Genomic DNA, 25669 nt, shown 5'->3' on the forward strand with positions numbered 1-25669 from the left:
CAATAACTTAAATTCAAATATTAAAAATTAGTGTTTATAACAATTATAAAGAATTACATAATTTATAAGAAAAAAAACATAAATAAATTTAGAAATCCCCTTCAATTACAAACAAGATCTTAGGCTTTTCACTAGAACGTAACATGCTCATTTTTTGGAAAATATTATGTATTATTTTATTAAGTCTAGGAGCCTTCAGCATAGGGTGTGCAATTAGTAAAATTGATTTCTTTCTGTTCTTAATAGGTCTACTTTTATTGCTATCTTTTATATTAGCTTTAAAGCAAGCACGCGAAGATGCAGGTATCTTTCCTGATGCTTAATTATAAATTCTAAAAATATCGTATTAACCATAAAATCATGGTTGAATGCATCCTATAATTTACTGGGTAATTACTATAAAAATATGTCAAAAAGTTCTTCTGATGCTGGAATTTTTTTATGGATGACCTATCAGACTATGCAACAGATGGGATTAGATGCCGCTTCTATATTCGCAAGCGTTAATTTACCCAATCAACCGCCAGATAAAAATATTCGTAGAAATAACTCTACTCAAGAAAGGTTCTGGACAGCTGCTGAACAAATAAGTAAGGACCCAGATATTGGCTTACATGTAGGTAGCCAAATGCCTGCTTTCAGAGGATTAGTTATTGAGTATTTATTTTTAAGCAGTTCTACTTTTGGTGAAGGTTTACAACGTGCTTTAAAGTATCAGGCCCTTCTAACCGATGTCTTTCACCTTTCTTTAACTATTGAAAAAGATATAGCAACTTTGGTTGGTTTTGAACATCCTGTAAGACATTACCTTGAATGTGGAATTGGTATTTTTCTTAATTTTTTTAAATATATTACAAATGATGAGTTTAGACCTAGTCAAATTACCTTACCGTATCAACAAGGTGCTTCAGCTAACAGTTATCAAGAAGCTTGGAATTGCCCGGTAATTTTAAATCAAAAACAAGGTGCTATAATTTTTCCTAGCGCATTATTAAATAAAACATCACCAGCAGCTGAACCAGAATTATTAAAAATTCATGAAACAATTGCTGAACAACAACTATCAACTTTAGAAAAACATCAACTTGTTTATGCGATTGAGCGCTTACTCAGCAATGGGTTACTCGAATCGGGGGAATTCGATCAAACATTTATTGCTGAGAAATTAAATCGTAACCCACGTACCCTACGTGCTGATTTACAAGCAATAAACACCAATTACGAGAAAATTTTAAACCAACATCGAGAAAAGCTTGCTAGACGCTTGCTTGCGCATACGCAAGAAACTATTGATCAGATTGTTTATTTAACTGGTTTTTCTGAACCCTCAGCATTTACACGGGCTTTTAAACGTTGGACTGGTGAAACTCCAAGCGCATATCGCCAGCGCAAACAGAAACAGTAAAATTGATTCTAAAGGCAATTACTCTATTGCCTATTAGGTCAAAGAGATAAATCTCCCTTCTTTTACAATGGCTTTAAATTGTAATTGATGAGAAGTAGTCAATATGCTCGGGTTCCCTGTAGGTATTTTCGTTGCAAATGGTCTTGAATGGTACTTTCATAAAGTTTGGTTACATGAATATCCAAGTCAGTACCGTAATAGTCCATTTTTCACCCATATTGCGCATCATAAGCGCGCTCGTTTAAATGGCTTTCAAGATGAAGGTTATGCTGAATCAATGTTTAAAAATGCTGAAATGTATAACGAAAAAACCGCTTTACTTGGGTTAGCTGGGGCCGCCACTATTTTTTTACCTGTAGCACCCTTTTTTACAGCTGGGCTTTATTATGGGTTGTGGAATTATTGGCGTGTACATTCAAAGGCTCATTTAGACCCTGAATATGCAAAAAAACGTATTCCTTGGCACTATGATCATCATATGACAAGCAATCAAAATGCTAACTGGTGTGTTACCAAACCTTGGTTTGACTATATTATGGGAACTCGGGTCACTACTGAAGTATCTCAGACTGAAACTAATCCCTTAGGTATCAAATTACCAAAGCTGTTAGAAAAACCGATTAATTTTGCTGCTCGACGCATATTTGCCAAATCGTATGCCAAGATTGATTTAAACTCCAATCAGGACCAATCTAATTTACGTAAAGGAATAGAAGTAAGTCTGGCTTGAAAATTTATCCCAATATAAAAGCTGTAGACTCCAGCAGCTTTTATATAAATAAATAGTTCACAGATTAGACTTTAAAAGGCTCAAAGCAAGACATAAGAAAATCTAATACGACTCGTATAGCAGGACTATGTCGTAAATCTTCGTGTGTAACTAACCAGATTTCAGCACTCATTGGATAATCATCTTGCAATCTAACCAAATTGCTAAATGCGCCTAAAAAATCAGGTAAAACCGCTAACCCGACTTCGCCACATGCAGCTCTCCACTGTAGCTCAGGATGATTAGTAACCATTATTGGGTCTTTATAGTTTAAATGTTCCTTTAGCTTCTGCTGTTTTTGACCATGTACTCCTCCGACTTCCACACTAATCCATTCGTAATTTTCAGGCTCTGTTGAAGCTAAATAATTTGGCCCCGCATATATTCCAAAAGGAATTTCACCAACTTTACGCGCTACTAAATTCTCATCTTTAGGACGTCCGAACCTTACCGCAATATCAGCTTCACTATGCTGCAAAGAAACATAATGGACGTCGCCGAGCACCCGCAATTTTAATTGCGGATAATCACGATAAAATTTATCCAGATGAGGCATGATCAGATGCGCTGCAGTTAAGGGAGGCATACTAATAGAAACACTTCCCATGACTTCTTGCTGGCCCGCCTGGGTTAAACGTTCGATAGAAAAAGTTTCTTCCATCATACGAGCAACCACCTGGGCAAGTCGTTCGCCATCAGGAGTTAGAATGTAGGTACGCGGTCTACGATCAACTAATTTGAGTTTTAAATTCTGTTCTAACTGAGCAATTCTTCTAGACACAGTGGCATGGTCTACTCCCAATTTTCGTGCAGCCGCAGACAGTGACTTTTCTTCGGTAAAAACTGAAAAGTAATGTAAATTTTCCCAATCAATCATTGTGCAAATTTTCACATTAGAAGTGTATTTATATGGAATTGTACACCTTTATGTAATTGCCCAGAATAAAACCTTTCTTAATGGGAGCTTGTCCATGAACAGAACGGTGGCTTATGCCTATGCTGGTGTTGTCTTAACAATGTTTTTTTGGGGTTCAGCATTTAATGCAATGTCTTATATTATTCAACATATGCCTCCGTTATCTGCTGCATCTGAACGATTTTCGATTGCAAGTCTAAGTTTGCTTATAATTTTTTCAATAACGGGTCAGCTTAGATGGACAGCCTTAAAACAGAATCTAGCGATCTATCTGATTATAGGGGTAATCGGAATTGCAGGCTTCAACATAGGCTGTTTTTATGGATTGCAAACAACATCTGCCGTGAACGGTGCTCTAATTATGGCAACTACACCGTTAATGACCCTATTAATGACAATCATGTTAGATGGTGAAAAACTTACCACGAGTAAATTTTTAGGCGTTTTATTCGGCTTAAGTGGCGTTTTACTTGTGATTAGTCAGGGCCATATAACAACTTTACTTCACCTAAAAATAGACATTGGAGATCTATTTATATTATTGGGCGCATTTGGATTCTGTCTCGCAAATGTGCTGTCTCGTCGTTATGTAAAGAATGCTACCCCACTAGAAACAACAACTTTTTCTATGATGTTTGGAGCAATAACACTGGTTCTGTTGAGTATGACATTTGAAGATCCTCTTTCAGCCATTGCCTCTGCACCTGTAAATGCACATTTAGCGATGGGATATGTCGTGATCTGCTCTACCATGATTGCTTATTTATTCTGGTTTAATGGCATACAAAAGTTAGGTGCTGGTCGCGCTTCTGTCTTTTTTAACTTTGTGCCTGTGTTCAGTATGATAATTGCTCTACTTACTGGACAGTCCCTCAATATCTGGCAGTTAGTAGGAACAGCTTTGGTGATGCTTGGTGTAATGAGTAGTGGAGGTTTTTTAAAAATTAAAACTACTCCACTTATGGCTAAACACTGTACAGAATAAGAAATATGCTGCTACATTAAAATCTATCATTAATATGTAGCAGCGTTTTCAAATATAAAATAACAATAATCTCTTTAAGTTCTTATATTTTCAAATATATTCTTACCTTGGTAATGATTTATACAAAAGCTCATCTTAATTATTCCGTTGTAACAAATACTGTATGTTTCTTTAAAACTTAATAAAAGATTGCCATATATAGTTTTAAAACAACCAAAGGAGATATTAAAATGAAGCTGGATTTTACAACAATTGAAAAGCAAGCAAAATTGCTACAAGAAGAGCAAGAAAAGATCGAGCAACGAGATCATGAATTTCAAGTTGCCTTAGATAAGCATAGAGAATCTCTAAAGAACTTATTTAAGGATCTTTTCTCTGACCGAGAAATTAAGACAGAAAATGGAGGGCACTTTTGTGTAACCTTCGGAGATTTCAAAATTTCCTTATTAATTGAAACTGCTAAATTTGAAAATGGTGTTCCTGTAAAACTAAACTCTGTAAACCCCGTTATTATTAAATGCAAAAAAGATAAGCCTATTGCAAAAGCACAGTTTACTGATGCAACCCAATATCTAGATAACCATTTAGAAACTCCAAATTATCAATATTATTTTAAACAAGAAGATAAAACCCAACTGGTACAATTTTCTGAACTACCTATTTATTTTCAGCTGGTTTTAGATGCAAATGCATAAAATTAAGCCCTCTAGAGAGGGCTTTTTATATATTGTTTTTTTATTATTTAAATTTAAAAAATAATCTCAAACGAATATTTTTATTTTATATATTAATAATTTAAGTCATTTTTAATTACTCAAACTTTAAAAAATGTTTGATTCTTTTTTAAATTACTTGTATATACATGTGTGTATTTGATTGTACAGATATGAATAAATAAGAATAGAGTGACTCTTAAAGGATAAGGAGAGTGAAATGGACTCATCGGCTGGGAAATCTAATAATAGTTTCATAGAAAATCGAAGCATTGATTTTATTCCAGAAAATGAAAGACATGGAGGTGTTTTTGCTCAATTCACCCTATGGTTCGGTGCCAACTTACAAATCACAGCCATTGTGACAGGTGCTCTTGCCGTTGTTTTAGGTGGAGATGTTTTTTGGTCTATTATTGGTTTATTGGTAGGACAATGTTTTGGTGCTGCCGTCATGGCGCTACATGCTGCCCAGGGTCCTAAACTTGGCCTCCCTCAAATGATTTCAAGTCGTGTGCAATTTGGGGTATATGGTGCATGTATTCCAATCATACTCGTTTGCCTCATGTATATTGGCTTTACCGCAACTGGAGAGGTATTAGCCGGTAAAGCAATTGCACATCTAGCACATGTCAGTAATACAACTGGCATCTTAATTTATGCAAGTTTAATTATTTTATTCGCAACGATTGGATACCGTTTAATTCATTTGGTAGGCAAAGTAGCTAGTATTATTGGTTTGATCGCTTTTGTGATTATTCTGACTCAAATCTTAGCACTTTCTGATTTTTCTGAACTCTTAGCCGTACGTCATTTCAGTTGGTCTTCATTTTTGTTAGCAGTTTCACTTTCTGCTTCTTGGCAAATCTCTTTTGGACCATATGTTGCAGATTATTCTCGTTATCTTCCAACTAAAACATCTTCATCTCGTGTTTTTTGGGCTGTCGGCTTAGGCTCTTTAATTGGCTCACAAATTTCTATGAGCTTAGGTGTTTTGATCGCTCAGGTTGCAAACGGCAATTTTGTTGGAAATGAAGTTCAATATGTTGTTGGTATGAATCCAATTGCTCTAGTTGTTACCTTTTTATATTTTAGTATTGCTTTTGGAAAAGTTACTCTGACGACCTTAAACGCCTATGGTAGTTTTATGTGTATTGCTACGGTTTGGAATAGTTTCAAATCGACGAATCAAATCTCAAAAATAACCAGATTACTCATTGTCCTTGCTATGGTTGTAATTTCAACCGTTATCGCAATTATAGGTGAGCATACTTTTTTAACTGCTTTTAAAGCATTTATTTTATTTTTACTTACCTTTTTTATTCCATGGAGCGCTATTAATCTGGTTGATTATTACTTTATCTCTAAAGAAGAATGTGATGTAGATGCGCTCTATGATCCAAACGGCAAGTATGGCCGTTGGAATCGGATTGGGATTACCTGCTACTTTTTAGGTATTTTGATTCAACTGCCATTTATTGATAGTAAATTCTATACAGGTCAAATTGCGGCAATGTTAGGAGGAATCGATTTATCGTGGCTTGTAGGCCTTATCTCTACTGCCTTGATTTACTATATTTTCGCCAAAAAAGCTCAAATCAAATTTTCAAAACAATTAGTGATTGATCAAATCAAATAATTAAACTAGATAAGCTATCAAAATTGATCACCTTGATAGCTTATTAATGTGATTTGGCGACTATTCTTCTAGAACTTTAGCTTGTGCCGAAATGGGCAATCCAAATAACTTATCAAAGCTCCAATTAAATATAAAAGTGTAGATAGGAATAATGATAATAAAGGCCACATCTAACCAAAAAGCAGCAACCAGAGAAATATCCATCCACCAAGAAATAAGAGGGATCAAAAATAAGACTAAGGTAAGTTGGAAACCAATAGCATGCCCCACTCTACGCTTAACTGTACGGACATTACTGCTTTGTTTGGCTTCCCACTTCTCATATAAAATATTGTAGATAAAGTTCCAAGTTACAGCGATGGTTGTAATCATGACAGAGAGTGGTCCTGTATGTTCAACACTATCACCTGCCAAAATCGCTAATCCTACTGATGAAATAATCATTCCGATTACTTCGTAAGAAGATACATATACAATTCGACGCTTTATACCTTGCATAATCAACAAACTCTGCTTAATTCTTTATATTTTAATTTCAGTAAAAATCATATATAAAGTTAATAGCTTTCAGTTCAACTGATATCAAAATGAATTTTAACAGTGAAAATATTGAATTATTTATTACCGTACTCGATACAGGCTCTTTCTCTGCAGCCGCCCGTAAACTAAATCGGGTACCCTCAGCAGTAAGTATGGCCATAGCTAATTTAGAGGCAGAATTGGGTTACACCTTATTTGAGCGTACCCCTCGCAAGGTCATTCCAACCGCCACAGCATTAGCTTTGGAACCTCAAGCACGGATTATTTCTGAACAACTTAGGCTATTTAGTACTCACGCACATGAACTTTCTTTAGGACTTGAAAGTAAATTGCGGATTGGGGTGGTCTCAGACGTAAATACCAAATTATTATTTAATTCAATAAAAAAGTTAGCTGATAAATTTCCCTTGCTGAATATAGAAGTTATTACTGCACCTCAAGATGACATTGTTAATTTACTTTATACAGAGCAAATTAGTCTTTGCTTAGCAGGTTCAGACCTCAATATAAAAATGCGTGAGAATCTACAATTGGTAATGTCTGAAACAGTAGTGGCTACTATTTCGTCTAGCCATACTCTTCTACAAGAAAAATCAAAGCAGTTTTCTATTGAGGAGTTAATCAATATTAGACAAATTGTTGTGGCGAGTAGTGAACTTGAAATGACAGATCCCCGTTCAATTATTGGTGCAATGTACTGGAAAACGAATAGTCTACAAACAGCAATTAATATGGTTGAAGCAGGACTCGGCTGGGGAAATTTTCCTTTATCTCTAGTACAAGAAAAAATCGATCAAGGTCATTTAGTGCTTTTAGATTTTAAAAATACAAAAAATCATTTACCCCTATCAATCTATTTAATTTGGCTTCAAGATCGCCCTTTACCTAAAGCAGCACGCGAGCTAATTCAAATTATTCAAGAAAATTTATAAATTTTCATATGTGAATCATAAAAACTTATAGGTATTTTTATGAGGCCAATTCTTGCTAAATCTATTTTTTTAAAGTTTGGGCTTATTATTCTGTACTATTTTTACCATTATTGTTAAATAGCAAAAAGCCTACTCAAAAAGTAGGCTTCTTACTGTATTTCAGGATTAAGCAATAATATTTTATTTTGTAAAAAATACACTTATACTTTATTAAAACCAAGTGTTTTAGTCAAGAATAAAGTTGATTAGATACAAAGAATTACATTGTTGCGATGACAGCTATTCTTTAAGTTTTATATAAAAAATATTTTTGAAAAAAGAAGGTTTTTTCAATGATAAAAACTTCCATTCTCTTCCCTAAAAGGCTTATCCGCTTTTAGAAAAAGACAGTCAACAAATAAAGGTTAAATATTATATTTTTAAATTAATTAAATTCACATATCTAAATATTGGAAATACATTTATTCATTACTTTTATATTCGAAGTAATTGCCTTACTACTTCAATTAAACTTTTTACCAATATAATTGTAAATAACTTTATTCTAAATTTTTAATTTTATATTTGCTCTAAAAATTATTAACAATACCTCATTTAAGTTATTTTACCGAATAATTTTTTAATATTATACATTTACAAACACTTCATTAGAATTCTAATAAATTAAAATTATAGACAGTATTTTTCAATAGATATGATTTTTGAAATGATGCTTTCTATATTTTATAATTTAATTTCAATACATAAAAATTTATATTTTGTTTATATTTAGGTATTTTGACTAAGTTTACCTAATATATTATTCTTTACTACAAACAAATAAAACACAAAAATGATCACATTTCAAACAAATACATTCTATATAATTTAATCATACAATTGAAAGAATATTTATATCACTAACATGACAAACTGCTGCAATAAGTTCTAATTGATCGATAAATAACTAAGTTCACTTTACTCATGAAGTAAACATACGCTAGAATCGCTATCGCTTGTAATATTTAACCAATAAATCACAATAATTTTGATTTTGCGTTACGTCTACTTCAGAAAATGACTTGTGTTTAATTAAAAAATTGATTAGTATTGCACGCACTGAAAAGCCTTGAGATTAAAAGCTTTTCTGACTTATAGGGCCTATAGCTCAGTTGGTTAGAGCAGCGGACTCATAATCCGTTGGTCCACAGTTCAAGTCTGTGTGGGCCCACCAAATTCGAACCTCATAAACTAAAAAGTTTATGGGGTTTTTTAATAATTATCTAAATAGAATAGTTTTCGCTCATTTAAACAATATTCAAAACTTAATTAACAAATTGTAAAGTTTATTTTATCTTAAAGTTTTAACTGCTTTTAAATACCTTTCTTCTAAACTGAATATTCCTATTTCTTCTATTAAGCTAAAATTTGCTTCTGCATCAGCTCTGTATTTTCTAACTGAGCATCCCAAAACTTTTCCCACAAATCACAATACTCTAAGCATAACTTTTCAATATAGTTATAATCTTCTTCTGTACAAGCTTGCATCAAGACATACCATAAGTCTTCTTCATGGTCATCATCTGCGGCTTCTGCACTTTCATCCTCAGATATCCCATGTACATGGTAATAACCACCACCCTCCACGTCCAGACCTACTGCTTTGGTGGCTTTACGTAACGGTGGGCTATAAAGAATAACTTCTTCCTCTGCAACTGCTAATAACGCTGAAACAGCCTTATAGTCATCATAAGCATTTTCTAAAAACACCCTAACTTGCTTTGCAATTTCAGAGGGTTGATACGTGAGGCGATCTTGTTCTGTAATACCAAAATCATTCAATATATCTTCAAATAGCGGATAGTGAGCATATTCAGGATTCCCCTGATAGTAACCGTCTTTATCTAAACCTGGACGAAATCCAAACTCATCAAAAATATTTAAACTCAAAAGAAAGCGCGGATACATTTTTGCACCTGCATGTAATCTTGGCTCTAATTGTTTTGTTTGAAATTGTGCCATGAGCAAAGCATCGGTGAAAGTTTGAACAATTGCGTGACGATATTCTAAATGAATTTTTTTTAAATCTTCTTTATTAATTTTGCCATTATTTAAAGTATCAATTGCCGAATGATGAGATACAGGGTGTTCAGCAATTTTCGCCCTCAAACGGGTCAAAAAGTTTAAATTTTTTTCCCATAATTCGGCTGAAATGCTTTGCTTCATCCCTGCAAGTGCTTTCTTTCTAGGATTATTAAAATTCTCAAATTTCTTAGGCATATCCGCTCTCATTAAACTTATTAAAGCCTGTCCGATTTTTACATATTTTATTATAAAAACAATGACTTAAATTAATATTTAAACATGTTCCATCATTAATTAATATTAGAAGTAAAATCATACGAAATCAAATAGAAAATTTAAAAAAAATCCAATTAAATGATAATCATTATCACAATATAAACTTGAATCAATTTCAGTTTTTTATTATCATAATTTGTATTAAAAATTTAATATTTTAGATTAAGTTATAATTAGTTTTAACTATATGGAATAGTAATGTCAAAAAAAGAAGATATTATAAATACTGCTTTAAATTTATTTAATCAGATTGGGTACAATGCTACTGGTGTTGACCGTATTATTGCTGAATCAAATGTTGCAAAGATGACTTTTTATAAATATTTTCCTTCAAAGGAAAATTTAATTATGGAGTGTTTGCAACATCGCAATATAAATATTCAAAACTCAATCAATGCACAATTAAATTTACATCAAGATGCCAGCCCTCTTGAAAAAATCCATATTATTTTTAATTGGTATATTGAGTGGATCAATAGCGAAACCTTTAATGGATGTTTATTTAAAAAAGCATTTATTGAAGTATCTAAACAATATACTTCAATTCGTGAACCATTTTACGAATATACAAAATGGCTCACTAATTTATTGCATGAAAAGCTCACTCAATTAGGTATAAAAAATCCTACTCCTCTTGTTCATATTATTATTTCTATTATTGATGGAATGATTATTGATGGCACCACGGATAAAAACCTGATTAATCCAGAAAAGATTTGGCAATATATTGAATATTTAATTAATGAAGAGATCCCTCAGCAAGTCTCATAGTTTTAATATTCTTCAGGTTTATTATTTTCATAAAAAGTTTGAGAGAAAAATAAAAAATAAATTTTCAAACAATTTAGAGCTTACTTCATCCTTAATTTTGGTGCCCTACTTTAGCTTTCATAATTTCTCTAGGCTTTTCTACAAACTCATATTAGAATCCTGAAAATTTATCAACTTGCACTGATCTATGAAAAAATTTCTAGGTAATTCTATCTTTAAAGCCGTTGGTTGGACCTACAATGTAGATCCTCAAATTCTTGAGAAAAAACAAGTTATTATTGGCTTTGAACATACATCAAATCTAGATGCAGTGTTATCGATTGCCCTCTTCCAAATTTTAGATATAAAAATTCATACTTTAATAAAAAAGGAACTTTTTAAAGGCCCGCTTAAACCACTTTTAGAAAAGCTAGGTGGTATTCCAGTTGATCGCAAAGCAAGTAAAGATATTGTTTCTCAGATGGTTGAACAATTTCAAACGCATGAAACTTTTAACTTGGTGATTGCTCCTGAAGCTACTCGTGCTAAAGATGGTTCGGAACGCAAACCTATCCGTACCGGTTTCTGGCATATTGCTAAAGCAGCCAATGTTCCAATCGTTTTAATGTATGCCAATGCTCGAAGTAAACAAGGTGGGATTTTAGGTAAAATTTATCCAACAGATTTACAAAAAGATTTGGAAACAATTAAAGAACTATATGCACAATTTGATATAGATGTGAAAATTAACTAAATCAAATTGGGCTTAATTTGACCTAATCTCAGTCATTAGATCTTAAGCTTATTGTTCTTATTCAATTGGCTAACAAAACGCAGGGCAACAGTTTTCAACAAAACCATGCCTATGCTAATATTCTAGCACTTTTGCATTTTCTTTTTTGGAGTTCACGTCCATGGCGGGTCATTCTAAATGGGCCAATATTAAGCATCGTAAAGCGAAACAAGATGCAAGTCGCGGTAAAGTTTTTACTAAATATATTCGTGAAATTGTGACTGCTGCCAAACTTGGTGGTGGAGATGCTGCTAGCAACCCTCGTCTGCGTGCAGTAGTTGAAAAAGCACTCTCAGTTAATATGACACGTGACACCATTAACCGTGCGATCCAACGTGGTGCTGGTGGTGAAGATAATGATGATTTAAAAGAAGTAACTTACGAAGGTTATGGCGTTGGTGGTGTTGCTGTTCTTGTTGAAACAATGACAGATAACTTAAACCGTACCGTACCAGACGTACGTCACTGCTTTAGTAAGACAAATGGTAACTTAGGAACTGCGGGTTCTGTATCTTATCTATTTACTAAACGTGGTGAGATTACTTTTGAAGATGTTTCTTTAGAAGATAAAATCATGGAAGTTGCTTTAGAAGCTGGCGCTGAAGATATTGAAGTTTCAGAAGATGAAATTTTAGTAATTACTTCACCTGAGACCTTTGGTGAAGTTCAAGATGCTCTCGCTGCTGCTGGTTTAAAATCTGACAACGCAGAAGTTGTGATGAGTCCATCTACAAAAGCTGAAATTACAGATGTTGATCAAGCAAAACAAATTCTAAAAATGATCGATATGTTTGAAGATCTCGATGATGTACAAAACGTTTATACCAACGTTGAGTTCTCGGATGAGGTTTTAGCTCAATTAGATGCCTAAATCAGACATTTGAATGAAAGAAAACGCACCATCTGGTGCGTTTTTTTATAGTTTATTAAGTAAGTTATAGCAGTTAAACACATTATATTTTTTAATGACAAAGCTTGAATGTAAAGCAACAACATTGTCAATTTTTCCAATACGTCTTAACAAAATTTCGCTGTAGTCATCCATGTTACGCGCTACAAGTTCTAAAATAAAATCAGCACTTTGCCCTGTCACCAAAAAAGCATTAGTGACTTCTGGAATTGCTTCTATTTCAGCAAGAAACTTGTCAAACGTTTCACTATCATGCTTGCTTAATGAAACTTGCAATAAAATATGTAAAGTAAATCCAAGCTTACTAAAGTTAATTTCCCTTTTGAGCTGGCCCATAATGTTGGCTTCAATCAGGTGTTTGATACGACGATGTACAGAACTGACTGACAGATTGATCCGTTCTGAAAGTTCATTCAAATTTAGGTCTTCATGAGACAAAATTTCTAGAATTTGTTTATCAAAACGGTCCAACTCCATTCTTATCTCCAGCCAGAATTTTACAATAACGACAGTATACCCTATACGACTACTTCTGCATTGAAAATACAAAGGCTTAAAGGCAGCTAAAAACAACTTTGCCAATCAAATGCACCTGCAAATCCTTCTACACTTTCTACTCGCACACCTTTAATATGGGAAGCTATTCAAGTATCTATCTCTTAGCAAAATATAACTTCTAGAGAAATGAGATTAAAAAAAAGAGCCTTGAAAGGCTCTTTTTTAAGGATATTAGTGCATTGCCTGAATTTTTTCCAAGAAGAGTTTCGCACGTTCATGGCGAGCTTCTAAATTATCAAAGAATTCATGCGTTGGGCAGTCTTCTAAAATTTTACCTTCATCCATAAAAATTAAGCGGTTAGATACTCTTTTAGCAAAGCCCATTTCATGGGTAACACACATCATGGTCATGCCTTCATGTGCAAGTTGCACCATAACTTCAAGTACTTCACCGACCATTTCCGGATCAAGTGCAGAAGTTGGTTCGTCAAACAACATACAGATTGGATCCATAGACAAACCACGTGCAATTGCTACACGTTGCTGCTGACCACCTGATAACTGACCCGGAAATTTATCTTTATGAGCGAGTAAACCTACACGCTCTAAATATTTCAATCCTTTTGCACGAGCATCTGCAACTGAGCGCTTTAACACTTTAACCTGAGCGATCGTCAAATTTTCCAAAACAGTCATGTGTGGAAAAAGTTCAAAGTGCTGAAAGACCATTCCTACTCTTGAACGAAATTTAGCAAGATCTGTTTTTGGATCTTTAAGCGAAATCCCATCAACAATAATGTCACCTTGTTGAAATGGTTCTAAAGCATTTACTGTTTTAATGAGTGTTGATTTTCCTGAACCAGATGGTCCACACACAACAACGACATCACCTTTTTCAATACTCGTCGTGCAATCTGTTAAAACCTGAAAATCACCATACCATTTAGAGATATGTTGGATGTCTATCATTGGCATTTAAAATCTCCAATTAGCGAATGATGGCAATTTTTTGCTGTAAGCGTTTGACTAAATGCGATAGCACAAACGAGCTACAGAAATACACTACAGCGACGATTAAATAGAATGTTGCTTTTGTTTCAGGCCCATAAGTATTAGCCAATGTATCTGCACGACCTAAAAAGTCTGGTGCACTAATGACATAAACTAATGAGATGTCCTGAAATAGAATAATTGTTTGAGTTAACAATACTGGGAGCATGTTACGGAAGGCTTGAGGTAAAACCACGTAGCGCATTGATTGACCATAGGTAAACCCTAGCGCATAGCCTGCATGGACCTGTCCTTTTGAAATAGACTGAATTCCGGAACGTACAATTTCCGAGAAAAAAGCTGCTTCAAAAATCGCAAAAGTCACAACGCTTGAGAACAACGGCCCCCAATAGGTATCAGATTGAAACTCAAAAATTTTCGGCAACAAAAAGTAAAAAATAAAGATCACCTGAATTAGTGGAATACCACGAAACAGATCAACATAAAATTTTGCAAAATTGCTGGCGATAGCATTGCTAGATAAACGCATCATTGCCAATGGGGTTCCAATTAGGATACCGCCCATCATTGCCAATACCGTTACGGTAAGCGTAAAAATGAAACCTTCTTTGAGTGCTGCAATCACATCAGGGTTTTGTAATAAAGAAAAATCCATGATTACTTACCTCCTGAACCCAAACCAGGTACAGCCATTCGTTTCTCAATCCATGCCATCACAAACTTAATGCTATAAGTGATAATTAAATAAACAGGAGTAGAGAGAATAAGAATGATAATGTCCTGAGAAGTTTCTTCACGCATGGTTTTCGTATAAGCAAAGAAATTCAACACACTCAATGCATATAAAACAGCTGAGTTTTTGAAAACGTTCATTGCTTCAGACGTAATCGTTGGCCATACAGTACGATATGCAACCGGTAAAATGACATAACGATAACTTTGTGCTGTCGTAAAACCCATAGCGGAAGCTGCAAACTTCTGTCCACGAGAAACAGTATTAATACCGGCACGTATGTGCTCAGATACACGAGCAGCCGTGTAGAGACCCAATGCAAAAACACCAATAACCGCAGGTTGCTGATTCAAAATATTTTTCCACCAACCACCAGCAACTACATCCCCACTACCTGCACTTAAGCTGTCCGGTAAAAATTCAGGAAAAACAAAAGCCCAGAAGAATAATTGCACAATAAGTGGAATATTACGGAAAATTTCAACGTAACAATTGCCGATAAATGCGAGAGGTTTGTTAGGTAATGTACGAATTACCCCGAGGAGAGAACCTAATAAAAATGCGATAAGAAAGGCTATAACAGCTGTCCAAATCATAGTGAACACGCCTGAACCTAACATTTGTAACCATGTGGGTGCCTCAGCATAAGCATTGTAGCTTGAGCTACCAATAGCTTTACAAACTGATTCTGCCCATGCGGCTTTATCGACACCATATTCATTAGACTCCGCACAGAATATAGTCCAGTTTAGCGAGCCGACTGACATGTTTGCCCCTTAAATTAATATCTTTAGAAAATAGACCACTTGTGCAAATGAATTTTTACACTTGCACAAGTAAATTTAGGACAAAAAGATCCAGTTAGATTCCTGCATCTGTTGGGTGAGCTTTTAATTTCTTATAAGATGAACTTTGTTGCATGTTCAAATTCGTGTTTTTTGGTGGAATTGGTGATAAGAACCATTTCTTATATAAAGCGTCCATTTGACCAGTTTTCCATAAATTATTTACAGTGCGGTCTGCAACTGCTTTAAATTTTGGATCATCTTTAGCAAGCATAATGCCGTAAGGTTCAGATGAAAGTACTGGGCCAACAATTGCAAACGCTTTAGGTGTAGAAGATTTAGCGATCAAGCCTGCTAAAATATTATCATCCATTACAAATGCAGCAGCACGGCCAGATGCCATCATGGCAAAAGAGTCAGCATGATCTTTACCATAAATATTTTGAACATTAACAGCCTGACCTTTTTCATTCATCTTGATGTATTTGTCAGATGTAGTGCCTTGAGTAGTAACCACTGCCTTACCATTTAAGTCTGCTAAACTCTTAATGCCAGAGCTCGCTTTAACAGCCATACGTACTTCAGTTGCGTAGTAGTTTGTTGAGAAACCAACTTGTTGCTGACGTTGTTTAGAGTTTGTAGTCGTACCACATTCCATATCGATATTGCCTGCCAAAAGCTCAGGAATACGTGTTGATGATGTTACTGCCTTGTATTCAACTTTTAACCCAGGCATTTTCAATTCTTTTTTAATGTCATTTGCAAACTGGTTACAGATATCGACTGCATAACCTACTGGTTTACCTGCAACAACATATGAAATTGGATCTGAAGATTCTCGATGACCAATTACGATTTTTCCGGTACTTTTAATTTTAGCTAATGTATCTGCTGCTTGAATTTGAGAAGTAGCGCCAACCGTACAAAGCATAAATGTTGAAATAATGAGAGAGGTTGCAGAACGTTTCATAAGAACTCCTTGATGATCATTCTCTCTATTTATCTATAGAATCATTCATATAGGGCAATAGAGTGATTTATTATTAAATTGCAATTATCGAGCCAACTTTTCCAAGCAGGACACATCCATTTGCTTCACTTATTTTATTCAATCTGTTTTGCAGAATTAATACCTTTAAAACTGCTCACATGTTTCTACTTTAATCTATGTTTTAATCTTCTGTCTATTATTAAGCTCATCTATTTACACTTAAATGTGGCAATTATTGATTACAATGTAAACACACGCACAATAAAGTGGCTTAACTTTGGCTAAAAACAGTATTTAGAAAAATTGTATTTTCCAAAAAATCATAAAAATTAAAATTATTAGTCATTTAGGTAAAATTAAATTTATAGAGTTAAAAGTCGTTTAGTTAGTACAATAATATAAACAAATGGCCTGATAAAAATCATTTAGAAAATTGATAGTAATACATGAATAAATAAATTAATTATGAAAGATAAAAAAAGCCCCGATTTTCTCAGGGCATTTTATGACTTTAAATTCCGCGCCAATCTACACGCGCATTACGCTCAGTTTGATATATTCTTAAAACATACTGACCAAGAGGTAAATCGAGTAAATTTTGCTGATAGTTATTCCACTCTTCTGAAGCATCTTCCGCCTCTTCGCGTTCCCACGGCGTACCCTTTATTTCCAATAAAGGAGCAAGCATAGAACATACAGAAATGTCAGCAAGACTTAAGCGATCACCCACCATATAACGTGCCTGATTTTCTATTAAGCAGTTATTTAGTTCATTTATGAGTTCATCCATACGTTCTTTTGACTGACTCACTAACTCCTCTTCAAGTTTATAGTTCTTTTTTACCAGTGTCTTGAGAAAGGGTTTCGAGATTTTTTCAAACTGACGCAAATAGCCTTGTTCACCCATCATAATTTCTAAAGCATGGTCACCATGTGCCAAAGTGTGAGCCAGAGCCCAACGACGTACATGAATACCTAGCTCATCAGCCAAACTATCTATTTTTAATGTTTGCTGTCTTAATTGTTCATCACGACGTAACAGTGAGTGCTCTGGATAGGTATCATCCAGATAAAGTGCAATTTTAGTCGATTCAGCAATCCATTGATGATCATCTTTCAAAATAGGCAATAAATTTTGGCCTGTTTTGAGTTGTGCAAAAGCACGATGAAATCCTGGAATTAAGTTATGAGCCACATAATCAAGTTCTTTATGGTCTAACAACCAGCGAGCTTTTTCACAATAATGGGACAAAGGAAACTGATACAAAACCCGCATAAAATCTCCACGTTTATTTTTATTTGACTATTTGTACAAAAATGGTCGATGGTAAGTAGATACTTTAGAAGCTATTTTTAATGAAAACAATGGATATTGTGCTCATTTTTCACTGACAGTTAGGTCTATATTTTTTATATCTTTTTTTACCGTACTTATAGCTCTTTTTCATATTAAAACCTTTTTAGTTATTCATTTTACAGATAAAAATTATAATTTATTGATTTTCAATATATTTCTATATCTCTATTTATCTATTAAAAATCAAAAAAAGTGCTTTGCATTTTTATTCATAAGCTGAGCATAAGTCCTCGTTTAGTGGAAAAATATTTCTTTTGTAAGGTAGTGACAGCAATACAAGGTGTCATTATGTCTAATTCTCTATCTAAAACGACGGCATACGTCCAAATCATTCAAAATGATCAACAAGCGATTAATGCTGCTTATCAAGTAGCTGATTTTGCTTTAGAGGGTCGTAATACACGTGATCAACAACGCTTATTACCGTATGAGCAAATTGAAAGCTTTAGCCAAAAAGGTTTAGGCGGAATTCGCATTGCAAAAAAATATGGCGGAGCTTTTGTTTCTAATAAAACTTTGGCTCAAGTTTTCCGTATTTTAAGTAAAGGCGATGCGAATGTTGGTCAGATTCCACAAAATCAGATTAGCCTGTTAAACCTGATCGAAATCATGGGCACAGAACAACAAAAACAATTTATTTTTTCAGAAATATTAGCGGGTAAACGTCTTGCCAACGGTGGCCCCGAACGAAATACCCATGACTCAAAAACCTTAAAAACCACGCTTACTATTGAAAGCGGTAAATATATTTTAAATGGCGAAAAATTTTATTCGACAGGTACAAGTTTTGCGCATTGGCTTGCAATTAAAGCCATTCATCCTGAGGGCCATGTCGTTTTAGTCATTGTTAACCAAGATGCTCAAGGCATTGAAGTCATTAATGACTGGAATGGCTTTGGTCAGCGTACTACAGCAAGCGGTACGGTTAAATTAACTCATGTTGGAGTTAATCCTGAGCTTATTTTTGATGAACGCTTATTGACGCAAACCCCAACTTATCGCGGTGCTTATTCGCAGTTATTACAAGTAGCGATTGATGTAGGTATAGCGGAAGCTGCTTTTGACGATACTTTATCGACTATCCATAAAGCACGTCCAATTATTGATGCAAATGTTGAAAAAGCCAGTTTTGAACACTACACCCTACAAGAAGTGGGTAAGTTAAATATTTTGCTCGACGCGGCCATTTTATTACTCGATGAAGCTGCTGAATATTTAGATGAACTTGATCAACTTAAAACTGTGACTGATGAACAAGTAGCAAAAGCTTCAATTTTGGTCGCAGAAGCAAAAGTCTATGCCAATGATGCTGCTCTACAAATCTCTGAAAAATTATTAGAGCTAGGCGGTAGCCGTTCAAGCTTAAGCCAACACAATTTAGATCAACATTGGCGAAATGCCCGAGTACATACTTTACACGACCCTGTTCGTTGGAAATTACATGCCATTGGCAATTATTACCTTAATGGTCACTTCCCTGCCCGCCATGCCTGGATTTAAGGAGAAATTGTCATGACTTCATATCAATCGGTTCAAACGAAACAAACATCGGCATCTGGCCAAGCACACATTATTCAAAATGATGCTGAAGCTTTAGAAGTTGCAAAACAGTTTGCTGAACAATTTAGAAAAACTGCAGTTGAGCGAGATGCTAAACGGATTCTACCGTATACCGAAATCGATGCTTTGAGCCAATCAGGTCTTTGGGCAATTACAGTGCCAAAGCAATATGGCGGTGCCGAAGTTTCCAGTCATACTGTTGCTAAAGTGATTGCACTTTTAAGCGGTGCCGATGGTTCAATTGGACAAATTCCACAGAACCATTTCTATGCTTTAGAAGTATTGCGCAATACAGGCACAGAAGCTCAGAAACAACGTTTATACGGCGAAGTGTTGAATGGTACTCGCTTTGGTAATGCCCTTGCTGAATTCAAAACTAAAACCTCAACTCATAAACAAACCAATATCCGTCCGCATGAAAATGGGTATTTGATTCAGGGTGAAAAGTTTTACTGCACAGGAAGTTTATTTGCTCACCGTATTCCAACCTTAGTTTTAGACGATGCAGGTCGAGAGTATTTAGCATTTGTAAAAAGTGGTTCACAAGGACTAAAACTTGTTGATGACTGGTCTGGCTTTGGACAGAAAACCACAGGTAGCGGCACGGTTAAATTTGATCAGGTTTTTGTCGATGCAGATGATGTCATTCCTTTTGATACTGCATTTTTACAACCAACCTTAGTGGGTCCTTTTGCCCAAATTATGCATGCATCAATTGAGGTAGGCATTGCTCGAGCGGCCTTTAAAGAAAGCTTGCAAAGAGTGCATCAAGCTCGCCCATGGATCGATTCAAATGTAGAAACTGCAAACCAAGATCCTTTAACGATTTATGAATTAGGACGCATTGCGGTAGATGTACGAGCAAGTGAAGTGTTATTAAAACAGGCAGCTCAATCAATTGACGCCGCAAAAATTGAAACCACACCTGAAAGCATTGCAAAAGCATCCATCGATGTTGCCAAAGTACGTGCCCATAGTAGCGATACAGCTCTCAAAGCATCATCGAAGCTGATTGAACTTGCTGGTAGTCGTGGAAGTCAGTCACAAGATGGTTTAGACCGTTTCTGGCGCAATGCACGCGTACATACGTTGCATGACGCTGCACGCTGGAAATATTACTTTATTGGGAACTATGTTCTTAACGGTGTTCTACCACCTCGTCGGGGGACATTGTAATGACAGATTTTAAAGCGAAAGAGATTTTACTTAATGCCTTTGATATGAACTGTGTCGGGCATATCAATCATGGCTTATGGACACATCCACGTGATGAATCACACCGTTTTAATGAGTTGAGCTATTGGACAGAACAAGCCAAAACCTTAGAAAGTGGTTTATTTGATGGTTTGTTTATAGCTGATATTACAGGCGTGTATGACGTCTATCAAAATGGTATAGATCTAACACTAAAAGAGTCCATTCAGCTTCCGAGCCATGACCCATCTACACTCATTTCTGCTATGGCAGCAGTTACTCAAAACTTAAGTTTTGGAGTCACTGTGAACTTAAGCTATGAGCATCCATATCAATTTGCCCGCCGCTTTGCGAGTCTTGACCATTTAACTCAAGGCCGTATTGGCTGGAATATCGTGACAGGTTATCTAGATAGTGCAGAACGTCTAATTGGCCAAAAAGGTTTAAAAGACCACGATGCTCGCTATGAACAAGCCGAAGAGTTTTTAGAACTTTGCTACAAATATTGGGAAGGTTCTTGGGAAAACGACGCAGTTAAAAAAGATAAAGCACGACGCGTTTTTACAGACCCATCCAAAGTGCACACCATTCACCACCATGGAAAGTATTACCAGAGTGAAGGTGTGTTTCAGGTGTCTCCTTCTGTGCAACGTACTCCAACCCTATTTCAAGCAGGCGCTTCACCAAAAGGTATGCAGTTTGCGACTCGTCATGCTGAATGTGTATTTATTGGCGGGGATAAACCCGAAAAAATACGCGAACAAGTGAAAAAGATTCGTGCTCTTGCCGAACAGCAAGGCCGTTCAGCGGATGACATTAAAGTCTTTGTTGGCATAACCGTTGTTGTTGCCGAAACACATGATCTGGCTGTACAAAAACTGAATGAATACCGTCAGTACGCAAGCCCTGAAGCAGGCTTAGCGCATTATGCGAGTTCAACTGGTATCGACTTAAGTAAATTTGCCGATGATGAAGCAATTCCTTACCAGAAAAGTAACAGTATTGTTTCGATTACCGAAAAATTTAAAGAGCAACAAATCACGAAAAATGACTTAAAAGCTCAGCATGTTTTAGGTGGTCGTTATCCCCTCATCGTGGGTAGTGGCGAAGAAGTTGCTGAATACTTAATTCATCTTTTAGATGAGACAGATATTGATGGCTTTAATTTGACACGTACAGTTGCACCTGAGTCTCACCACGACTTTATTCGCTTGGTTATTCCTGAGCTACAACAACGTGGTCGCTATAAAACTGCATATAAAACGGGTTCACTGCGGAACAAAATTTTTAATCGGGGTGATCAATTACCAGAACAACACCCTGTTCAAGCGTTCCGATGTAGTCCCTATAACAACAGCAAAAACCTAACAACAATTGAAGAAATAACCGCTTAAATTTGGAGATAGACATGGCTCAAACAGCCTCTAAAAAATGGCTAGGCGTAGGCTTAGTCGTTGTAGTCCTTTTTGTTGCTTTATTCTTTTGGAATAAACACCGTCAAAGTGGCTCAAATGAACTTGTGATTGGCATTAGCCCACCATTTGCAAAAACCTTACAAGCTGCTGCTGATGAAGCAAAGCAACAAGGTTTAAATGTGAAACTGGTTGAATTTTCTGACTGGAATACACCAAACATTACTTTAAATCATGGGGATATTGATGCGAACTTTTTCCAGCATCAGCCTTTCTTAGACAATGCGATTAAAGAAACTGGCTTTAAACTAAAGGCATTTGCAGTGGGTGCAGCCTCACATGTGGGGCTTTATTCAAAGAAATATAAAAGCCTTGATGAATTGCCACAAAACGCACGTGTAGTCATTCCAAATGATCCAGTGAATCAAGGTCGTGCCCTACTACTTTTACAGCAAGCTAAATTAATTACGCTTAAAGATTCAAACAATCATTTATCTGCACTCAAAGATGTGGTTTCAAACCCTAAAAACTTGCAATTTATTGAAGTTGAAGGACCACAGACTGCCCGTGCAATTGATGATGTTGATTTGGCTTTTGGCTACCCACATTACTTGCGCTTAGCAAAAACAGCTGACCCTGATAGTGCACTTTTACTAGATGACAATACCAATAAACGTTACGCGATTTTGTTTGTGGTGCGTGACGACTATCAGGACAAGGGCGACAAATTAAAGAAATTTGTTGAGATCTATCAAAACTCGCCAAAAGTTAAAGCTGTGTTAGATGCTGAGATTGGGCCAAAACTTTGGTTCCCTGGCTGGAAGTAATAACGGAAAGATTATGGCGAATCAGTTCAAACAGCATAAGCCTTGGTTACTCGGAATTACGATAATTATCGTAGTTCTGGGCCTTGTCGGTTACCGTTATATTAAAAATAAACAAGCCGATGATGTTTTAACAATTGGCATTAGCCCACCTTATGCTGAGTTATTACAAAGCGTTGCCAATGAAGTAGAAAAGCAAGGCGTTCATGTCAAACTCGTTGAATTTTCTGACTGGCGAGCACCAAATGTTGCCGTACAAAACGGTGATATTGATGCAAACTTTTTCCAGCAAAGCGTATTTCTACGTAATGCTGTAAAAGAAACGGGTTATGACTTACATGCATTTGCCGTGGGCTCAGGAAGTCATGTGGGTTTATATTCAAAAAAATATAAATCACTTAAAGACTTACCTACAAATGCACGTGTTGCTATTCCAAACGATCCGGTCAATTTAGCCCGTGCTTTAATTTTATTGCACCGTGCAGGTTTAATTCAGCTTAAAGACATTAATAATGAACTTTCAACCACTCAAGACATTATTGCTAATCCTAAACAGCTAAGCTTTGTTGAGGTTGAAGGCCCTCAAACCGCACATGCATATAACGATGTCGATTTAATTTTCGGCTTCCCTCACTACTTAAAAATGGCAAAGGTAACCGACCCACATAGCGCATTATTTTTAGATCCAATCGATAAAAAATATGCAATTTTGTTTGTAACCCGTCGCGATTACCAAGATAAAAACCAAAAACTTGCAACCTTTGTTAAAGCATTCCAGAACTCAAAAAAAGCACAAGATATTCTGGATAAAGACTTTGGCCAAGGTATGTGGTTTCAAGGCTGGAAATAAGGAGAATGACAATGGTGAGTTTTGGATCACAAGTTGATTTTTCTCTACCTCATATCAAAATTCGTGGTTTAAATAAGTTTTACCAATCGCAGGGTCAAAAACTGCATGCTTTAAAAGAGATTAACCTTGATATTCCCCAAGGTAAGATTTTAGGCATTATTGGTAAAAGTGGTGCGGGAAAATCTTCGTTACTCCGCACTTTAAATGGCTTAGAACAAGTGAATACAGGCAGTATTCATATTCATCAACAAAACATTGCTGAATTGAGTCATTCCGAGCTTATTCAAACTCGCCAACGTATTGGAATGATTTTTCAACATTTCAATTTGATGTCTGCAAAAACGGTCTGGGAAAATGTGGCATTGCCCTTAAAGGTTTCCAATTATAACAAAGCAGATATCGATCAACGTGTAAATGAAGTTCTGGCACTCGTAGGTCTTGCAGATAAGTCTGGTCATTATCCATCACAACTTTCAGGCGGGCAAAAGCAACGTGTCGGTATTGCACGTGCACTTGTTCACCACCCAGAAATTTTACTGTGTGATGAAGCCACCTCAGCACTTGACCCAGAAAGTACCGCTACTATTTTGGCTTTACTTAAAAAGATTAATCAGGAACTTGGTCTAACAATTGTACTCATCACACACGAAATGCAGGTCATTCGAGAAATATGTGATCAAGTCGTTGTGATTAACCAAGGTGAAATTGTCGAGGCTGGACAAGTCTGGTCCGTATTTTCACGACCAGAACAGCAAATTACCCAAGAATTGTTAAACCTTGAGCAGATCACTCTGCCTTTTAAAATCAGTCCTCTACCAGATGAAGATTCAACTCATATTATTGTAAAACTGAAATATGAAGCTGAAGCACATCAGGTTCCAGATATTCAAGAACTACTTGCTAGATTTAAAGCACCCGTCAATTTATATCAAAGTCAGGTCGATACCATTCAAGGGCACATTATTGGTTCACTTTTAGTGGGTATTCCTAACGTAGAAATTGATCTTTCATCTATACGACAAGACGCATCAACTGCAATTGCACAATTTGAGGTACTTGGCTATGCACGACCAGCTCGTTGATTTATTAATTACTGGAACCGTAGATACCTTACTCATGGTAGGTGCATCTGCATTTATTGCTTTTTTAATTGGCTTACCTATTGCTGTTGTTTTAGTCAGTACATCTGAGCACGGCATTCATCCATCACAAAAGATTAATCAAGCTTTGGGTTGGGTCATTAACATTACTCGCTCCGTACCCTTTCTTATTTTAATGGTTGCACTGATTCCGCTTACTCGCTGGATTGTGGGTACAAGTTACGGGGTTTGGGCTGCCGTTGTTCCATTGACCATTGCAGCAATTCCCTTCTTTGCACGTATTGCAGAAGTCAGTTTACGCGAAGTCGACCAAGGCTTAATTGAAGCGGCACAGGCCATGGGTTGTAACCGTAAACAAATTATTTGGCATGTGCTTTTACCAGAGGCTTTACCGGGAATTATTGCAGGCTTTACCGTGACTATTGTAACTATGATTAACTCCTCTGCGATTGCTGGTGCTATTGGTGCAGGTGGCCTAGGGGACATTGCCTATCGTTATGGTTATCAACGTTTTGATATGCAAATTATGTTGGCTGTAATTTTTGTGCTCATTGTTTTAGTCATGTTGGTACAAGCAACTGGCGATGCATTAGCCCAGCAACTTGATAAACGTAAAGTTTAAACGCAATACAACCCTGCTCTAGCCATGACTTTGTCATGGCTTT

Annotated in this window: 26 protein-coding genes and 1 tRNA gene; 18 read left to right on the forward strand and 9 right to left on the reverse strand. The window is 35.9% G+C overall.

From position 1 onward, the window contains the following. Positions 1-143: 143 nt before the first annotated feature. The 3 genes from SOI81_RS09495 to SOI81_RS09505 all read left to right on the forward strand — a co-directional run bounded on the left by SOI81_RS09495 (position 144) and on the right by SOI81_RS09505 (position 2135). Positions 144-323, forward strand: a complete 180-nt coding sequence (locus SOI81_RS09495) for a hypothetical protein (RefSeq protein WP_025470319.1) — start codon at positions 144-146, stop codon at positions 321-323. A gap of 83 nt (positions 324-406) precedes the next feature. Beyond that, positions 407-1405, forward strand: coding sequence for an AraC family transcriptional regulator (locus SOI81_RS09500; protein ID WP_239977320.1), 999 nt, complete (start codon positions 407-409; stop codon positions 1403-1405). Between the two features lie 103 nt (positions 1406-1508). Then, positions 1509-2135 (forward strand): sterol desaturase family protein, encoded by a 627-nt coding sequence (locus tag SOI81_RS09505; protein ID WP_239977319.1) that lies wholly within the window; start codon positions 1509-1511, stop codon positions 2133-2135. Between the two features lie 64 nt (positions 2136-2199). Here the strand turns inward: SOI81_RS09505 and hvrB are convergent, their stop codons facing one another. Beyond that, positions 2200-3051, reverse strand: coding sequence for a LysR family transcriptional regulator (hvrB, locus tag SOI81_RS09510; protein WP_320540594.1), 852 nt, complete (start codon positions 3049-3051; stop codon positions 2200-2202). Positions 3052-3145: 94 nt separating this feature from the next. Here hvrB and yyaM point away from each other — a divergent pair, with 94 nt between their 5' ends. From yyaM to SOI81_RS09525, 3 genes are all read left to right on the forward strand, one after another. Continuing rightward, positions 3146-4075: a DMT family transporter gene (gene yyaM / locus SOI81_RS09515; RefSeq protein WP_239977316.1), complete on the forward strand. Its 930-nt coding sequence runs from the start codon at positions 3146-3148 to the stop codon at positions 4073-4075. Positions 4076-4305: 230 nt separating this feature from the next. Beyond that, complete coding sequence (locus tag SOI81_RS09520) at positions 4306-4770, forward strand: hypothetical protein (protein WP_224991738.1); 465 nt, start codon at positions 4306-4308, stop codon at positions 4768-4770. A 238-nt stretch (positions 4771-5008) separates the two neighbouring features. Further along, positions 5009-6424 carry a cytosine permease gene (locus tag SOI81_RS09525; protein ID WP_320540595.1) on the forward strand — a complete coding sequence of 472 codons (1416 nt, stop codon included), beginning with the start codon at positions 5009-5011 and terminating at the stop codon, positions 6422-6424. 60 nt (positions 6425-6484) lie between these two features. On the opposite strand, the gene SOI81_RS09530 is transcribed toward SOI81_RS09525, so the two are convergent. Beyond that, entirely contained in the window at positions 6485-6922 is a 438-nt protein-coding gene (locus SOI81_RS09530) for a PACE efflux transporter (protein ID WP_320540596.1), read from the reverse strand. An 89-nt stretch (positions 6923-7011) separates the two neighbouring features. Between SOI81_RS09530 and SOI81_RS09535 the strand changes: the two genes are divergently transcribed. Continuing rightward, entirely contained in the window at positions 7012-7896 is an 885-nt protein-coding gene (locus SOI81_RS09535; protein WP_320540597.1) for a LysR family transcriptional regulator, read from the forward strand. 1136 nt (positions 7897-9032) lie between these two features. Continuing rightward, positions 9033-9109, forward strand: a tRNA-Ile gene (locus SOI81_RS09540). A 182-nt stretch (positions 9110-9291) separates the two neighbouring features. On the opposite strand, the gene SOI81_RS09545 is transcribed toward SOI81_RS09540, so the two are convergent. Further along, positions 9292-10155, reverse strand: coding sequence for an iron-containing redox enzyme family protein (locus SOI81_RS09545; protein WP_262456921.1), 864 nt, complete (start codon positions 10153-10155; stop codon positions 9292-9294). 279 nt (positions 10156-10434) lie between these two features. Between SOI81_RS09545 and SOI81_RS09550 the strand changes: the two genes are divergently transcribed. The 3 genes from SOI81_RS09550 (at position 10435) to SOI81_RS09560 (ending at position 12650) form a co-directional block, all read left to right on the forward strand. Next, positions 10435-11007: a TetR/AcrR family transcriptional regulator gene (locus SOI81_RS09550; RefSeq protein ID WP_016141258.1), complete on the forward strand. Its 573-nt coding sequence runs from the start codon at positions 10435-10437 to the stop codon at positions 11005-11007. Between the two features lie 187 nt (positions 11008-11194). Beyond that, a complete protein-coding gene (locus SOI81_RS09555) occupies positions 11195-11740 on the forward strand; it encodes a 1-acyl-sn-glycerol-3-phosphate acyltransferase (protein ID WP_057076096.1) in 546 nt (181 codons plus the stop codon). Between the two features lie 160 nt (positions 11741-11900). Next, positions 11901-12650 carry a YebC/PmpR family DNA-binding transcriptional regulator gene (locus tag SOI81_RS09560; protein WP_016141260.1) on the forward strand — a complete coding sequence of 250 codons (750 nt, stop codon included), beginning with the start codon at positions 11901-11903 and terminating at the stop codon, positions 12648-12650. Between the two features lie 45 nt (positions 12651-12695). Here SOI81_RS09560 and SOI81_RS09565 read toward each other — a convergent pair whose 3' ends face one another. From SOI81_RS09565 to SOI81_RS09590, 6 genes are all read right to left on the reverse strand, one after another. Then, positions 12696-13166 carry an Lrp/AsnC family transcriptional regulator gene (locus SOI81_RS09565; RefSeq protein ID WP_016141261.1) on the reverse strand — a complete coding sequence of 157 codons (471 nt, stop codon included), beginning with the start codon at positions 13164-13166 and terminating at the stop codon, positions 12696-12698. Positions 13167-13418: 252 nt separating this feature from the next. Further along, a complete protein-coding gene (gene gltL, locus SOI81_RS09570; RefSeq protein ID WP_002114298.1) occupies positions 13419-14162 on the reverse strand; it encodes an amino acid ABC transporter ATP-binding protein in 744 nt (247 codons plus the stop codon). A gap of 13 nt (positions 14163-14175) precedes the next feature. After that, on the reverse strand, positions 14176-14853 hold the full coding sequence (gene gltK, locus SOI81_RS09575; protein WP_016145033.1) for an amino acid ABC transporter permease: 678 nt from the start codon (positions 14851-14853) through the stop codon (positions 14176-14178). Between the two features lie 2 nt (positions 14854-14855). Continuing rightward, complete coding sequence (gene gltJ / locus SOI81_RS09580; protein WP_224991732.1) at positions 14856-15698, reverse strand: amino acid ABC transporter permease; 843 nt, start codon at positions 15696-15698, stop codon at positions 14856-14858. 94 nt (positions 15699-15792) lie between these two features. Continuing rightward, positions 15793-16686 (reverse strand): amino acid ABC transporter substrate-binding protein, encoded by an 894-nt coding sequence (gene gltI / locus SOI81_RS09585; RefSeq protein WP_320540598.1) that lies wholly within the window; start codon positions 16684-16686, stop codon positions 15793-15795. Between the two features lie 532 nt (positions 16687-17218). Continuing rightward, a complete protein-coding gene (locus tag SOI81_RS09590; RefSeq protein WP_016141265.1) occupies positions 17219-17983 on the reverse strand; it encodes a glutathione S-transferase family protein in 765 nt (254 codons plus the stop codon). 345 nt (positions 17984-18328) lie between these two features. On the opposite strand from SOI81_RS09590, the gene SOI81_RS09595 reads away from it, so the two are divergent. The 7 genes from SOI81_RS09595 to metI are packed head-to-tail and all read left to right on the forward strand — an operon-like array spanning position 18329 to position 25626. After that, a complete protein-coding gene (locus SOI81_RS09595) occupies positions 18329-19564 on the forward strand; it encodes an SfnB family sulfur acquisition oxidoreductase (RefSeq protein ID WP_239976733.1) in 1236 nt (411 codons plus the stop codon). Between the two features lie 12 nt (positions 19565-19576). Continuing rightward, positions 19577-20800, forward strand: coding sequence for an SfnB family sulfur acquisition oxidoreductase (locus tag SOI81_RS09600; RefSeq protein ID WP_239976742.1), 1224 nt, complete (start codon positions 19577-19579; stop codon positions 20798-20800). Then, positions 20800-22212 (forward strand): LLM class flavin-dependent oxidoreductase, encoded by a 1413-nt coding sequence (gene soxA / locus SOI81_RS09605; protein ID WP_239976744.1) that lies wholly within the window; start codon positions 20800-20802, stop codon positions 22210-22212. Before SOI81_RS09600 ends, soxA begins: the two co-directional genes overlap by 1 nt. A 14-nt stretch (positions 22213-22226) precedes the next feature. Beyond that, positions 22227-23057, forward strand: coding sequence for a MetQ/NlpA family ABC transporter substrate-binding protein (locus tag SOI81_RS09610; RefSeq protein WP_005304526.1), 831 nt, complete (start codon positions 22227-22229; stop codon positions 23055-23057). A 13-nt stretch (positions 23058-23070) separates the two neighbouring features. Further along, a complete protein-coding gene (metQ, locus tag SOI81_RS09615) occupies positions 23071-23904 on the forward strand; it encodes a MetQ/NlpA family ABC transporter substrate-binding protein (RefSeq protein ID WP_239976752.1) in 834 nt (277 codons plus the stop codon). A gap of 5 nt (positions 23905-23909) precedes the next feature. After that, the gene (locus SOI81_RS09620; RefSeq protein WP_239976768.1) at positions 23910-24986 is read left to right on the forward strand and encodes a methionine ABC transporter ATP-binding protein; all 1077 of its coding nucleotides are present in this window, start codon (positions 23910-23912) and stop codon (positions 24984-24986) included. Then, positions 24967-25626, forward strand: a complete 660-nt coding sequence (gene metI, locus SOI81_RS09625; RefSeq protein ID WP_239976770.1) for a methionine ABC transporter permease — start codon at positions 24967-24969, stop codon at positions 25624-25626. The genes SOI81_RS09620 and metI overlap by 20 nt, the downstream gene beginning before the upstream one ends. The last annotated feature ends 43 nt before the right edge of the window (positions 25627-25669 follow it).

Origin of the sequence: Acinetobacter pittii (genome assembly GCF_034067285.1) — a bacterium.
GTDB lineage: Bacteria > Pseudomonadota > Gammaproteobacteria > Pseudomonadales > Moraxellaceae > Acinetobacter > Acinetobacter pittii_E.